The 14,705-nt window shown below is 62.8% G+C and carries 8 protein-coding genes; 6 read left to right on the top strand and 2 right to left on the bottom strand.

Going from position 1 to position 14,705, the window contains the following annotated elements:
• Positions 1-84: 84 nt before the first annotated feature.
• Positions 85-6,135 carry an ATP-binding protein gene (locus LIP_RS18605; protein ID WP_144440453.1) on the bottom strand — a complete coding sequence of 2,017 codons (6,051 nt, stop codon included), beginning with the start codon at positions 6,133-6,135 and terminating at the stop codon, positions 85-87.
• Positions 6,136-6,841: 706 nt separating this feature from the next.
• Here LIP_RS18605 and LIP_RS11060 point away from each other — a divergent pair.
• The 6 genes from LIP_RS11060 (at position 6,842) to LIP_RS11085 (ending at position 12,794) form a co-directional block, all read left to right on the top strand.
• The gene (locus tag LIP_RS11060; RefSeq protein WP_082726218.1) at positions 6,842-7,945 is read left to right on the top strand and encodes a UDP-N-acetylglucosamine 4,6-dehydratase family protein; all 1,104 of its coding nucleotides are present in this window, start codon (positions 6,842-6,844) and stop codon (positions 7,943-7,945) included.
• Positions 7,942-8,643, top strand: coding sequence for an acylneuraminate cytidylyltransferase family protein (locus LIP_RS11065; RefSeq protein WP_068138205.1), 702 nt, complete (start codon positions 7,942-7,944; stop codon positions 8,641-8,643). The genes LIP_RS11060 and LIP_RS11065 overlap by 4 nt, the downstream gene beginning before the upstream one ends.
• Before the next feature lie 102 nt (positions 8,644-8,745).
• Entirely contained in the window at positions 8,746-9,861 is a 1,116-nt protein-coding gene (locus tag LIP_RS11070; protein ID WP_068138206.1) for a DegT/DnrJ/EryC1/StrS family aminotransferase, read from the top strand.
• 72 nt (positions 9,862-9,933) lie between these two features.
• A complete protein-coding gene (neuB, locus tag LIP_RS11075; protein ID WP_068138208.1) occupies positions 9,934-10,986 on the top strand; it encodes an N-acetylneuraminate synthase in 1,053 nt (350 codons plus the stop codon).
• The gene (neuC, locus tag LIP_RS11080) at positions 10,983-12,140 is read left to right on the top strand and encodes a UDP-N-acetylglucosamine 2-epimerase (RefSeq protein WP_068138230.1); all 1,158 of its coding nucleotides are present in this window, start codon (positions 10,983-10,985) and stop codon (positions 12,138-12,140) included. Before neuB ends, neuC begins: the two co-directional genes overlap by 4 nt.
• Positions 12,141-12,179: 39 nt before the next feature.
• A complete protein-coding gene (locus LIP_RS11085) occupies positions 12,180-12,794 on the top strand; it encodes a NeuD/PglB/VioB family sugar acetyltransferase (protein WP_158509659.1) in 615 nt (204 codons plus the stop codon).
• A gap of 21 nt (positions 12,795-12,815) precedes the next feature.
• Here LIP_RS11085 and LIP_RS11090 read toward each other — a convergent pair whose 3' ends face one another.
• Positions 12,816-14,648 (bottom strand): motility associated factor glycosyltransferase family protein, encoded by a 1,833-nt coding sequence (locus LIP_RS11090; RefSeq protein ID WP_068138236.1) that lies wholly within the window; start codon positions 14,646-14,648, stop codon positions 12,816-12,818.
• Positions 14,649-14,705 lie beyond the last annotated feature (57 nt).

Raw genomic sequence — 14,705 nt, forward strand, 5'->3', positions numbered from 1 at the left:
CCCTGCAGAGATCGTCGGCCAATACCTGAAGGCGGCGCTGGGGCCTCGGGAGCCTCAGCGCTTCCACGGGCAAGGTCCAGGGGGTCACGAAGGGACCTTCTTCCCCAGTACGAACCGTGCGGCCATAGGCTCCACTGACAAGCTTCCATCGCGCCATTCGAGCAAACCCATCCGGCGCAGCGAGTGCGCCAAGGCGGATAGCTCGCGACGCGCAAGACGCTTCAGGGCAGCGTCGTCCGACAACTCCGCTGCTTCCCAGAGATCTTCATCGGCCACGTCCCCAAGAGCGTCCACGAGCTGCAGAAGGGCCTGTCCATTCGGTACATCCTGAAGGCCAAGCGCCTCGATGAATGCGGTCGCTGTACCCCCGAGGTTCTGCTGGAGAGTCTCGTCGACGTCCTGAATGATACTCACCAGCGTTCTCGACTTTCGGGTCTTTGCACGTTGGGCGTGATCCAACAGTTGATCCAGTAGCCAAGGCCATCCCCCAGTTGTGGCCATGACGCGCGAGGTGATCTGGTCGGTTGCTGTGAGATCCAGATCAGCCAGAGTCGCCTTGACGACCGGGTGGGTCCAGCGCCGAAGCGTGACCGACGTTCCTGGAACCCTCGGCACCCCCTCTTCCTCCGCACCATCTTCAAGCATCCACTGTAGAATCTGGCGGGGCCGAAGGAGCACCACCAATCGGCCCACCGTCTGAGATGCGCCAGAACCCATCCGATGCTCCAGCCAGTCTTGCATGTCTTTCAGGGATCGCTGGAGCGAACCGCTCAGAAACGCCGGGTGCGAGCCATATGCTACGACGGTCAAACGCCCGGATTTCAGCTTCCGGCGTTCGGACTCCAGGAAAGCGCGCAGCTGCCCTAGATCTGTGCAGTCGTCGGGCAAGGTTCTCACCCATTCGCGCGTGTCGGTAGCGTCAGCCATCGTGGTCGCAGCCGCCAGCACGTCCTGAACCCTACCGATGCTCAGGGCGTCGCTTCCGAAAACAACGCCAACCCCACACGGGCCGCCCAAGAGGTCACTGGCCTGACCGATCGTGAGCGGCCCGAACGCCTTCCTGCGCCCAAGATCGAATCCAAACACCTGCTGGCGGTAATCAGGCTCGCCCGGAGCAGACCGGCGCGAAATGGAGTCTAGTTGCTCCCGTATCCACTCAATGGACCCGAGTCCCCGCACAACGTTCCCATTGCGCAGGCGGTAGTGGCCAGACGGCATGCGGATGAGAACGCCCAGGCCCCGGAGCTCTTCGAGATACGACCTGAACTCATCGTCAGGTTCCTTACTAAAGCCATTCGGCCAGCGCTCGTGGGCCAACTGCCAGAGCTCCGCCGGGGTGAACTCTCGACGATAGCCGTCTTGGTCGTTCTTCTGAGCCAGAATCATCGCGTAGACTAGCGCCCTGTATCTGTCGTCCAGGTCGAGGGTCCACTCGAACCGCTGAACCAGGAGGGCTCGCAGGGCTGGGCGAAGATAGAGCGTTTCTACGTCCTTCATCGTGACGGTGAACGGTGGGTCGTCAGTGCGTTGGCGGACTAGATGCACCAGTTCCTTGCAGAAGAGCTGAATGAGCGCCGGGTGGTAGTTGGTATACGACAGGATCCGAAGGACGACATCGCGCGATTCGAATTCAAAGCCCAGCGCGTGCAGAGGCTCTTGAACCAGAGCCATGGCGGCTCTGGGTTCCAGCGGGCCAACGACCACTGGAGGGCCAAGATGAGCGAAAGGCTGGTTGCTCAATCTCTCAAAACGCTGCACGCTGTGGAGGCCGGAGAATACCACGCGAAATCGGCCCCCCGACTGATCTCTGATCCGCTTCAGCCGGTGGACCTGCGTGAAGTCGCTTCTCTGATCCGCGTCCAGGAAGTAGTCCGATTCGTCGAAGAGGAAGGTGACGCGCAGGTCTCCGTCACCGGCGAACAGGTCAAGAATCCGGTCTACCAAGCGCTCCGGATCGTGGCTCGTCCGCTCGTCGACAAGCCGCGAAGCGGTCAGTGCGCGCCGCACTCGCACCCAAACCTGCTCAGCCGTAGCCTGCCTTCCAATCTGCCTTATGTCTTCATAGAATGCATACCACCTGCGATCGGGACGGTGGAGTTCGCGTTGCATGACTGAGAGCAGCACCGATTTCCCGAACTGCCGGCCACCGTAGATGAAGGTACTTCCCCGGGGCTGCAGGAGTTCTGCAAGCTCCCTGCGGCGACCCTTGAACATCTCTTGAGGTACCGCGCCTTGCGGTTCGTACGGGTTCGCATGACCCCAGGCAATACCACAACTCACGGCAGTATGCAGGTGAAGCCCGCGTCGGGTGGCAAGGAAGTAGAGGAGTAGCTCGTCCACCAAGAGCGCGGTGAGGCCCGCGACCCGGCAGCGGTAGCTCCACTCCTGGCGCTGCAGAAGGCTCAGCCTTCCCATGTAGAGGACGATGGGGTGGCTTCGAGCGACTCCGTATGCATCCAGAATCTGGGACACCGCATCGTGCCCGGGCTGCCCAAAGACCATCACGACGTCATACGTTCCGCCGCGCTGTGACCCGAATTCTGGTAGAGGACAGTCTGGGCCGGCCGCCATTCTGACCTTCAGCAGCGCCCTATCTGCGTCACGTCTTACGATCTGGGGCTTGGGGATCGCGAATCCAATGTGGTCCAGGACCTTCGCAACCTGGGGGAGCAACTCTGTCCGAACCTGGCGGGCCTTTTTCAACTCCAGGTAGGCAGCCAGGGACTCCGCCGATTTCTGAGCTTCCTTACCTGGAACAGCCTTCATGCTCAGCCCCGCGAATTCCTCTCTCTGGGCGATCGCATCGATCGCATGCAGCCTGCGTCCCCATCCCGCGGACTGCTCATCTGAGAGCTGGTTGAGTAGCTGCGGGATAGCGCGCTTGAATTGCTCTACGGGTCTTTCGTCTCTCTCATCTGCTTCGGCACCGTCAACGTGTTCCCATTGGGGATCCTCTCCCAGCCTGATCACTTGCTCCGCGTGGGTGAGATACTCGTCAGCAAGCGGAAGGTCACCGGCCGCGGCGAGCCTCCCCGCCTCCTGAAGGTACCTCCTGGCCGTCGCTACGGTCGGTGCAGCCGTCTCGGCCTCAGTGAGATCCCGAAGCAGCTCGCCGATGTGCTTTCCCAGGGATGAGCGACGCTTCTCACGGTGTTGAGTGATCTCTTCGACAATGGAGTCCAGCTCCTGTAAGCGAACCCCTATCCGGTCGTCAGGCGCGTCCTCGATGCTCAAGAGCCGACCATCCACGTCGGCCCGGTCATGCTCGTCGAGCGCGTGGTCGATGGTTGCCTCCTCGAGATTGCGGCGAACCGCAGCCGTTCTCTTCCTGAGCTCTTCATGCGCCAGGTTCCGGTGGTGCTCGAGCTCCTTGCGCAAGTTCGCTGCGCCTATCGCGTCAGCTTGCTCCAAGTGCTCGAGGATGAGCCGGGCCGGGAGGAAGTCCTTCCTCTCCAGGTGGAGGCGGAAGGCATCGGTCATACTTCGACCCTCGTCAAGCACCTTCGTGACGTCTACCCATGCCATGGATGGATCTCCGGCGGCGAAGCGGCCCTCCACGGTAAGTGGAGGATCCTCGGCCAAGAGCGCCGGCAGCAGGAGCTCTCGCTCCCAGTCTTGATGACCGGCTAGAGTGAGCTGTGCCGATGCGGCAACCACAAAAGCCTTTATGCCCTTCTCGGCTAGTTCCGGAAGCCGAAGGGCCTCAGGGCGTGAATCGCCCCATTCACGGGCATCTGCGTCAGATTCAAGATCCGCGCCAAGACTTCCCCACGGAGGCCTCCATCCGAAACTCGCAGGGTCGTCGGTCGGTGTCTCATCACTCAGTGCCGCGCTCGCGTCCTCTGCAGCCTTGCGGAAGCGAGCAGCGGCCGACCGCGCGTCGGTGCCCCACTTTGATTGCTTCTCATGCTCGTATGACCACGCAAGCAGCAGGCTGCGCAACTGCGAGAGCTTGCTCACTACCTGATCCAGAGCGCGCGCCTGGAGGGGATTGGTCTTGGACCCCTGGCGCGTGATGTCCTCGGATGTATCCCTGACCCAGCCCTTGATTGTCTCCTCGCTCGCCAGTGGCCCCTCGAAAAGGGAGCTTACTCGCTCACCGGCGTCCGGGCTCTCCCTCAGAAGGGCCTCCACGGCACTGCCCAGCTCCGAGTCCGATCGGGTGATGGCGCGTAGCACGAGGCTACCAAGTCGCGCAAGGAGCCGCCCCTGACGTGCCTTCTCCAACCACAAGCGGATGTTCTCGGCGACAAGTCCGGGATCCGCACTCTCCTCGGTCTCCGGACTCTGGAACGCTGCACGGATCGCCTGAACAGGAAGACCGGCTCCGGCCACCTCGCGTACCGCAGCGGCGAGGGATCGCATGGGCTCATCCTCAGTGGGATGCAGGTTGGCTTGGGCATCCTGCAACCAACCCCACGGACTTGTATCCGGAGCTTCGAGGGTCGGCTTCACAACGGTCAACAAGACCAGACGGGCACAAAGATGACTTGGCAAACCGGTAACGGCGGCAAGCTCGTGGGCAGGTGTTGGGTGCTCCCTGATGATGCGCTGGATTCGTTCGTGGGCCTCGAGGTCATCCCAACTGGCGCGCAGCCCGAGGTGGGCGGCCAGCACTGCCCAAGAAGGCAACACGGCCCCCCGCGTTGCCCCGGCGTTACCCTTTGGTTCCTGTTCCTTGTCGTTGCTCTGCGCGGCGTGTCGGCGCTCCCACTCGGTAGCAAGCCAATAGGCGCCAGCTGTATCGGCCGCGCCGAAAGCCCGCCAGAAGTAGGCCTGCAGAGCGGTCGATGACGCGGTGGGGTGATGGACGGATACGGTTTCTCCTTCCTTGACCGCCACCGGAATACCGTGATCGGCAGCGCGCGCCTGCTTTCCAACGTCATTCGAAGGGGTGAAGGGGGTTGCGGATGGTGCCGGCCCCGCCACGGCTCCCGCTCGAGCCTGCTCGGGCAGTGCGATTTCGTCTTGAGGAAGAGCGTCTTCCTTCGTGGTCCATGAAGCCTCTACTCCGGGCTGCTCTATGCTCTCCTCCCGCGGGACCGTGGGGGTATCGTTGCTTAACTCTGAACCTGGGCGTTCAGAGTCCACTCCCGAGACGGGTACTACCGCCGAATCCGACGCGCCGCTGTCGTCCAGGGCTTCAGCTGTCTGTACGGGGTGATCGGCCGGCTCGTCATCTGGTGCGACGTCCTCCGGCGGCGTCTCTGCGGGTACTCCGCCCTTCGGGGGGCCACCATCGTGCGGCGACAGCAGGCTTGAGACGTCGCCCACCAACTCGTTCAGCGTGGTGTTGAGCCGAGCAAGGCGCGCGGTGTCCTCGGGTGAGAACTTGGCGATCAGCCGAGCTCGAAGTTCCTTCGTCTGCCCAAGGTAGCTGGCAACTTCGTCGAGCAAGTCGATGGCATTAGCAAGGTCTTCGCTGGATAGAGCGTAGTACAGTTCTCGCTCGAGCGGCAGGCGCCCCCCCAACCCATGGTACTCAAGCTCTTCGACGTACGATCCCCACCGCGCTAGGACGTCGTCCAAGGCTCGGAGGCTTCCCTTTCGTTCCTCCTCCCTTTGTTTTCGCCGCTCGATGGCTTGTCTTAGCCCTTCGACCGCCGTCTCCAACTCCGCGATACCGACGGGAGCATCTTGATCTACAAGCTCCTGCAGGCGCGAGAGCATCTGAACACCATGGGTAGGATCGTTCTCCATGTCGTCGCGTCGGTCGGAGTCAGGGGAAGCCTCCACCTCGTCACCCCTCTGGCTCACCAGATCGTACCCCAGCTTCTCCAGAAACTTGTCGCCGCTGGTCACGAGAGCAAGTGCAACCGGCCGGACGCCGTGTGCTGCAACCAGTCCGTCCAGAAGTTCTCCAGCTTCTTGCGGGCTCTTTCCCTGAACCGCCTTGGCTGCTGCCTTGACCTTGTCGTCTTCGGCAAAGTGCGCCGAGATCCGGGCTGCCGGTCCGGAGTGATACCGTGTCCATACCTCCACCAGTTTACGGCGTCGCAGCTGAGGGCTTACCGAGCGGCCAGCCTTTTCCTTCAAGCCGGCAGAGTCCAAGGCCTCCCGGACCTCTGGATCGCTTGAGGTCTCCACGTACCACCGAGCAAACTGCCCGAACGATTTCACGCGCATCTCAACCATCGCCCCCACTACATGGATTGACCAGAACTATCGGATTTCCTTCACCGCCCACGCCACATCAGGGCAAGGTGCAGCGCAGGATCTCCTCGACGGATAGCGGGCCAAGCTCCTGTTACGGCTGCAAGCGTGCCACGCCCGCAAGCTGTGGGAGCGACAGCTGAGACGTACTGGCAACAATCCAGTCGGCACAGTTGAGCGTGTGGGGGACCAATCGAATCAAGCCGAGCATCCGCCGCGGGCGACCCCGCACAGAAGCACGCCACGCTCCCCATCTACGAGCGCCGCGCGCCGGATTGCCCTCCCGAACTGAGGCGCCAGAACCGGGCTGCTCCGGGGCTGGGTGCTTGGTGAAACCCGTCTCTCAGAGCCTTCGACGGTGTAAGTTCCATCGCGAAGTCGCCGCTCACCGTCGCCGAATCAGCGTTACCACCCGTTGCCATCCGATCGTCCGATCGGCCACCGTAAGCGAAGCCGTTCCCACCCAACGGGGCGCCACCAGTTGGCCCCAGGTCTTGCGCGCCACCTGTGACGGCGACGATTGCACCTGAAAGGCCGCTGTACGAGTCTCGCCCCCGGGCTTACTCACTCCCCGTGACCTCCGGGGACCCCGGACTTCTCACGTCACGACTCTTCTCTGCGCCTTCAGCCTGCCCCCAGGGCTGTCGATATGTGCAGTAGACACCTCACCGGGGGCACTGATGCTGAGATGAACAGTGCATACCTCGCCGGCAAGACCGTCCTCGTGACCGGCGGCACGGGCTCCATCGGTAGCGAAATCGTTCGCCAGGCACTCCAGGCTGGTGCGACGGCGGTACGGGTGTACTCGCGCGATGAGTACCGCCAGATGCTCCTGCAGGAGGAGTTGGGCAATGACCGCCGTTTACGGCTGCTGATCGGCGACGTCCGGGATCAGGAACGCTTGGCGTTTGCCATGAGCGGCGTCGACATCGTCTTCCACGCAGCGGCCATGAAACACGTCCCTGCCTGCGAGTACAACCCGTTCGAGGCGGTCAAGACGAACGTCCTGGGGATCCAGAATGTGATCGACTGCGCCATGCGGGCCAACGCGGAGCGGATGGTCACCATCAGCACCGACAAGGTCGTCAGCCCCATGAACACCATGGGAGCTACGAAACTTCTGGGTGAGCGGTTAATGATGGCGGCCAACCGATACAAAGGCAACAGGCGAACCGTCTTCAACTGTGTTCGATTCGGCAACGTCCTGGGGTCTCGGGGCTCGGTGGTCCCCCTCTTTCGACGGCAGATCCGGAAGGGTGGCCCACTCACGGTCACCGATGCCCGGGCGACTCGCTTCTTCATGTCGATCCCTCAGGCCGTGGAGCTTGCCCTGAAAGCGGGCGGTCTGTCTCGGGGCGGCTACACCTTCGTGCTCAAGATGCCCGTGGTGCGCATATGGCAACTGGCCGAGGTCATGGCAGCAGAGTACGCTGGGCGGGGCTTACCCTTAGTCGATATAAGAGAAACGGGCTTGCGCCCGGGTGAGAAGCTGTTCGAGGAACTGATGACCTCTGATGAGGCCGCGCGAGCCTATGAATCCGACGACCTCTTCGCGGTCCCTTCGTTGCTTGAGCCGTTGCCCCCACCCACATTGGATGACGGTTGGATGCCCACCCAGGTGACCCGCTACTCCTCGGAGGATCTACCACCGCTCGCCCCACCCGAGATCCGCCGCATGCTGGACAGTGCCCGTCAGTTGCCAGCCAGCCTGGTCGATCCCGGCGATAGTGACGACGACAGAGCTCTTGAGCTCGCGCCAAAAGTCGTTGTGAAGGTGGCCCAGCAAGCGTGAGCAAGGTCAGGACGCTTGGCTTGATACCGGCCCGGGCTGGCTCAAAAGGCATTCCGGGGAAGAACCTACGTCTCCTGGGCGGAGTACCCCTCATCGTTCGTACCATCGAGGTTGCGCTTGAAGCCCAGTTGGATCAAGTGGTGGTGTCGACCGACGGGCCCGATATCGCGGAGGTGTCCAAGCGAGCCGGCGCCCGCGTTCCATTCCTGCGTCCGGCCGAGCTTGCCACCGACGACGCCGCTACCGTTGATGTTGTCCGTCACGCCCTCATGTGGCTACGACAGCGCGAGGCGACCGAACCTGAGACGGTCGTTCTCCTCCAACCTACGTCGCCGCTCCGGACGGCAGAGCACATCCGTGAAGCGTTGGAGCTCTTCTCGCGTGGCCATGGACGCACAGTTGTGAGTGTCACCCCCACGGACCACCCTCCGCACTGGACGTACACGCTCAGCGCGGAAGGTACACTGCTACCCGTGGTGCCAGGGAACTGGGCCGCTCGCCGTCAGGATCTCCCGCCGACCTTCCGGCTCAACGGGGCCATCTACGTGTTTCCGGCCGCTAAGGCCGAAGGAGATCGGCTGTGGGACGAGCGTAGCCTAGCCTATGTCATGCCCCCCGAAGCATCCGTAGACATCGACACCGAGCTGGATTGGCAGCTGGCCGAGATCCTACTGCAGAGGGATGCCGTTAGGACCTGAGCACACCTCAACCTGGTAGTCCCTGGGCCGGAGGCGGAGAGCAGGATTCGTCGAAGTGGACTACGTGGATAGGAACTTCACATGAGGTGAGCTGATGTCGAGATGAAGGTACCGCTTTCCCAGCCGGAGGTCACCGAGTACGACATCGGCCGGGTCGTTGAGGTGCTCCGTTCAGGCAGGCTCAGCATTGGACCGGTACTCGAAGCGTTTGAAGAGGCCTGCGCCCATGTCGCAGGTCGGCGGTATGCGGTAGGTGTAAACAGCGGTACCAGCGCCCTTCACTTGGCGGTGCGGGCGCTCGGGCTCGGGCCCGGCGACGAGGTGATCACCACCCCTTTCAGCTTCGTCGCCTCGTCCAACTGCCTCTTGTTCGAGGGGGCTACGCCCGTCTTCGTGGATATCGACCCCCAGAGCCTCAACCTGGATCCGGAGAAGGTTGAAACGGCGGTGACCCCGCGTACACGAGCGATCCTGGCAGTGGATGTCTTTGGTAACCCGGCCGATCACCCACGCTTGTTGGACATTGCCCGCCGGTATGGACTGCGGTACATCGAGGATTCCTGCGAGGCCTTGGGCTCGGACATCGATGGAAGACCCGCGGGCAGTTTCGGTGACGCTGGTGCCTTCGCGTTCTACCCCAACAAGCAGATCACCACCGGCGAGGGTGGGATGCTGCTCACGGACGACCCAGAGGTTGCCGCCCTTGCCCGGTCCATGAGAAACCAGGGGCGGGGGGAATCGGACGAGTGGCTCGCCCATCCGCGCCTCGGATACAACTATCGCCTGGACGAGATTTCGGCGGCCTTGGGTCGGGCGCAGATCGAGCGGTTGGAGGAGATCGTCGCCCGCCGGGAGCAGCTGGCGCGCCGGTACAACGAAGCTCTAGGTGGGCTTCCAGGCATCCGCCTGCCGAGAGCTAATCTCCGGGGTAGGATGAGCTGGTTCGTCTACGTCGTCGAGGTGGATGAAGCAGTGACCGGCGTTGATCGGGACACCCTCCAAGAGCGCCTCCTGGCAGCGGGAGTGGAGTGCAAGCCGTACTTCCCCCCGATCCACCTGCAACCCTTCTACCAGGAACGCTTCGGCTTCCCGGAGGGGAGTTTCCCCGTAACCGAACGGATCGCGCGCAGGACGCTGGCGCTGCCGTTCTTCACCCAGATGCGCCCTGACCAGGTCGAGCGTGTGGCAGAGGAGGTGCGAAGGGCCCTGGCGGCGTAGACAACGCGAGGATACCACTGCGGCGCCAGCAGCTAGCGCTCAGAGGCCTCTCTCTCAAGGCGGAGGACATCCATGGGGTTCCAGATCAGTGCTCGTCGAATCGGTCCAGGTGAGCCAGTGTTCATCATTGCCGAGGCGGGCGTCAACCACAACGGGAGCCTCGACTTGGCTCACCGCCTCGTCGATGCGGCGGCGGACGCCGGAGCCGACGCCGTGAAGTTCCAGACTTTCAGAACCGAGAGGATGGTCTCCTCTGCGGCCCCGAAGGCACGCTACCAGGTGACGCAAGCCAATCGGGAGCAATCGCAGGCGGAGATGCTCAAGTCCCTCGAGCTGAATGATGGCGCCTTTCGCGAGCTTGCCCGCCACGCGCAGGAGCGCGGCATTCTCTTTCTCTCCACTCCTTTCGATGAAGAGAGTACCGACTTCCTTGCAACAATCCCGGTCCCGGCCTACAAGATCGGCTCCGGTGACCTGACCAACATGCCGCTACTCAAGCACGTCGCCTCCCGGGGGCTTCCCGTGATCCTCTCTACCGGGATGGCTACCCTGGGCGAGGTGGAAGACGCCCTCGAATGGTTTCGCGTGGCGGGCAACCCACCGGTTGCTCTTCTGCACTGCACCTCGGCCTACCCTGCTCCCTACGATGCACTGAACCTACGGGCCATGGAGACGTTGCGTCAAGCGTTCGGCCTGCCAACCGGCTACTCGGACCACAGCCTGGGAATCGAGGTTCCCGTCGCCGTTACCGCACTCGGCGCCTGCATCCTCGAGAAACACCTGACCCTTGATCGTACCCTGCCAGGGCCTGATCACGCTGCATCCCTCCAGCCCGAAGACTTTCAGGAGATGGTGAACGCCGTCCGCCGGATCGAGTCGGCCCTGGGATCGTCGGTGAAGTACCCCCACCCTGTCGAGGAAGATGTACGGCTTGCCGCCCGGAAGAGTGTCGTCCTGAAGGTTTCCCTGGCCGCCGGTGAGCGAATCGAGACCACGCACCTCGCGGTCCAGCGCCCGGGAAACGGGATCGCTCCCCGCCACATCGGAAGAGTGGTGGGCATGCGCGTTGCCCGAGACCTGCCGGCCGGCACCGTACTCGCATGGGAAGATCTGAGGCCGTCATGAACGAGGTCCGCTCAGTGTGCATTGTGACCGGTACCCGTGCCGAGTACGGCTTGCTCGTGCCCATCATGCGCAGGGTCCAAACCTCGCCCAAACTGCGGCTGCAGGTGGTGGCCACCGGAATGCATCTGGCCGCGGAGTTTGGGCACACCGTGGACCTGATCCGTCAAGATGGCTTTCCGGTGGACGCCGAGGTGGACATGCTCTTCAGCAGCGACGATGTGCCGGCGATGGCAAAGGGGGTTGGCGTCGGCATTTACGGCATGGCGCAGATCTTCGAAATACTCGACCCCGACATCGTACTCGTTCTTGGAGACCGGGTGGAGGCCTTTGCGGCCGCGACCGCCGCCAGCCTGAGTGGACGAATCGTTGGCCACATCCATGGCGGCGAGCGGACCGCCGGGGGATTGGACGAGTACATGCGCCACGCGGTGACGAAGCTTGCCCATCTCCACTTCACCGCAACGGAAGCGAGCCGCGAGCGGGTGCTTCGTCTGGGTGAGCGCCCCGAGTACGTTTGGACGGTGGGAGCGCCCGGTCTCGACGACCTCGAGAGTTCCGCGAGCCTTGGCAGGAAGGATCTGACTGACTACCTTGGGTTTCCGCTCCCCGACCCCTACGTCCTCCTGGTCCATCATCCCATCTCCACCTTCCCCGAGCGGGCGGTGGAAGAGCTGCGCACCGTCCTGGCCGCCCTGGACCGCGTGGGACTGCCTGTGGTGGCCTTGGGGCCGAACAGTGACGCCGGCGGCCGGGCTCTCGCTGAAGAGCTCCGAAGGTGGTCTCTGACGGACGCTCACCACCTTCTCGTTAGCCTTCCGCGAAACGTCTTCCTTAGCTTGATGCGCCACGCTGCATCCCTGGTGGGGAATACGAGCAGCGGCATCATTGAGGGGGCGAGCCTGCGGGTACCGTACGTTCTGGTGGGCGACCGGCAGCACGGCCGCGAGCGAACAAGCAACGTTCTCGAGACAGCTTGCGAGGTCAGCGCGATTGAAAGGGCCCTCCGACGAGCCGTTGGAGATCCGGCCTTCCGCGAAAGTCTGAACCATCTTCGGAACCCGTACGGGGATGGTCACGCTGCCGAGCGGATCGTCGAGACTCTGGAGCGTGTCCCGCTGGGTCCAGAGCTGCGTCGGAAAGTGATCACCTACTGACTGTGAAGGACGGAGAGATCGATGGGGGACCGGCACTCCTTGTTGCTCCTCGGTGCAGGCGGCCACGGTCGTGCGGTGGCCGATGCTGCTTCGGCAGCCGGGTGGCACATCGCAGGGTTCTTGGACGACCACGCGACTGAGGCGCCCTGGACGGGAGCTTCAATCCTGGGGGCGATCGACACGCTTCCGACGATCCTCCAGGCGCACCCCGAGTGGTCCGTCATTGTCACTCTGGGTGACAACCGCGAGCGCCGATCGGTGGTTGAACGCTTTGCCGGGATTCCGATTCGCTTCGCGACCGTGCTAGCGCCGTCGGCCTATGTCTCCCCTACCGCTAGCGTGGAACCGGGCTCAATCGTCATGCACCACGCGGTGGTCCATGCAGGATCTCGAATCGGGCCGCACGCCATACTCAACACAGGCGCTACCATCGACCACGACTGCGAGATCGGAGAGTACGGCCACATCTCTCCCGGGGTGCACCTGGCGGGCACGGTCAAGGTGGAGCGGGAAGCCCATGTCGGCATCGGCGCCAGCGTCATTCCCGGCGTACGAATCGGTGCACGCGCAGTGGTGGGCGCAGGGGCGGCAGTCATCTCCGACGTCCCCGCAGGAGTCACCGTGGTTGGCGTGCCGGCTCGCCCTACGCGTTGATCCTACTCAACCGAAACAGGTTCAGCGGGCAGATGGGATCTTCGAAAGCGCCATCTCCACGACCTTCCTCGTTCTTTCCGTGGCGTCGTGAAGCCCCTGGTACAGGTCGTGAGACTGACTCAGGACAGATAGGATCGCTTCTGCACTCGCCTCTCTTCCGTCCCCGCCCGCGGCACCACTTCGGATGAGCCCCTGAACTTCTGGTGAGGTGCGCAGAGTCTGGGTCACGACGCGGTAGGCTGCCCCGAACACCAAGGGGTGGAGGGCGCGATCCCGCTCTCGTAGGTTCTTGTCGATCGTACCCAATCGCTTGACCATCCGGTTCGCGGGTTTACTGGAGAATTGGCCTTGCCGGGCAAGATCGCTCAGCCGCTGGCTGACCTCGGCGGCCTCAGCCGTATCCTGCTCCATCCTCCTCAGGTTGGCAACCGCTTCCCGCAAGAACTCCCACACCGTCTCGAATTCGCCCGGTGGCTCCCAGCCGTCATGTGCTGTATTGATCACCGCGGGCGCGTCCACGCTCTGCGTGCAGTGAGCGTCGATGGTTTCCGCGAGGGTCGCGACAAGCGTGCCAGCGATGCGAGCTCCACCCTCGGTCGCGTTGATAAACGTCTTGTCGGAAGGTGAATTCATGATGTACCGCTCAAACCAGGCGAGGAACGAGTAGAGTGAGCGCGAGGTCCAAGCCTCGCCGCCGTCGTTGGCTGGAACCTGGAAGTAGCTCGTGCCTGGCTGCCTCAGGTCGAGGCGTGTCCCGCCGTAGATACTGTCCTGCGCGTGAGTCCTGCCCTCCACAGTGTATGCAAGGTCTTGTCCCACCAAGACGAGAGGATTACAGCCCAACCTCACCGCGATCTCTAGAGCAACCGTGGCGACGGAACCGCCGGCCTTCACCGAAGTCACCGGTGGGACAACCGGGCCGAGCCACTCGTAGACAGGATTGTTCGTCTTGACACTGAACTTCCTGCCTCTGTGGTGCGTGAGGATCGCCGGAAAGACCATAGGGTCGAAAACGACTGGAACTCCGCCTAGATCGAGGTCCTTGAGGTGAAGGTGGTTCTTGGCGCTTCCATCAACGGTGACTACAAGGTCTGGGGTCACCTGTGCCTGGAGGAGGCTCCGCACGGCAGTCCCTACGGCGATAATGAGTGCTTTGCCACTCGCCCGCCGGAGCTCACCAACGTTCTTGTCCAGGGAGGGCCCCGCGGCAACGATGAAGGCGGGATAGCCCTTGAAGCGGCCCTCCAGAACATCGAGCGGAGGGTGCTCAAGTACGTACGGCAGGTTGGCCAAGGTGTTGCTCAGCCACGTTGCGTCCCAAAAGACCATGGTAAAGGCGTTCACAGCCTGCCGGTTGACCTCCGCGCGGATGAGCCTAAGGTATTCCGCGTACTGCTCCGGGAAGAGCCGCTGCAACACATGATGCACCCGGATCTTCAGCGGTTCTCCTCTCACATCGATCGGTCTCCGTGCGAGCGAGGCCAGGAGCGCGTCCGGGTTACCGACGGCGATCTGAACCTGCTCCGAACGGATCAGTGGGTCAAGCGTACCGCTGGACTTCGCAATCTCGAAAACTTCGGCGCTCGGCTCGACGACCAGGATTTCGCCTCGCTCTGCGGGCATACGTGCAAGAAGCTGCGATACATGGTAACCGAGACCCAACCCCAGCACAACGTAAAAAGCCGGCCCCTCCCACCATCGGTCCGCGAGGATATCGGCCTCACCCAGGGGGTCAAGCCTGCTATGGATCCAATACCGATCGCCGTCCAGAGTGCATCGGAGGGTCGGGACACCTGCGCGGGAGGGGAACACCTCGAAAAGCGGAGATCTGGTCTCTCTCGCCGTCGCGCTCAAGACTGTTGACCACCCCACGTGAGAACTCCAGAGCTCTGATGCACGAAAGCGGACATT

The organism is Limnochorda pilosa (assembly GCF_001544015.1).
GTDB classification, from domain to species: Bacteria; Bacillota; Limnochordia; order Limnochordales; family Limnochordaceae; genus Limnochorda; species Limnochorda pilosa.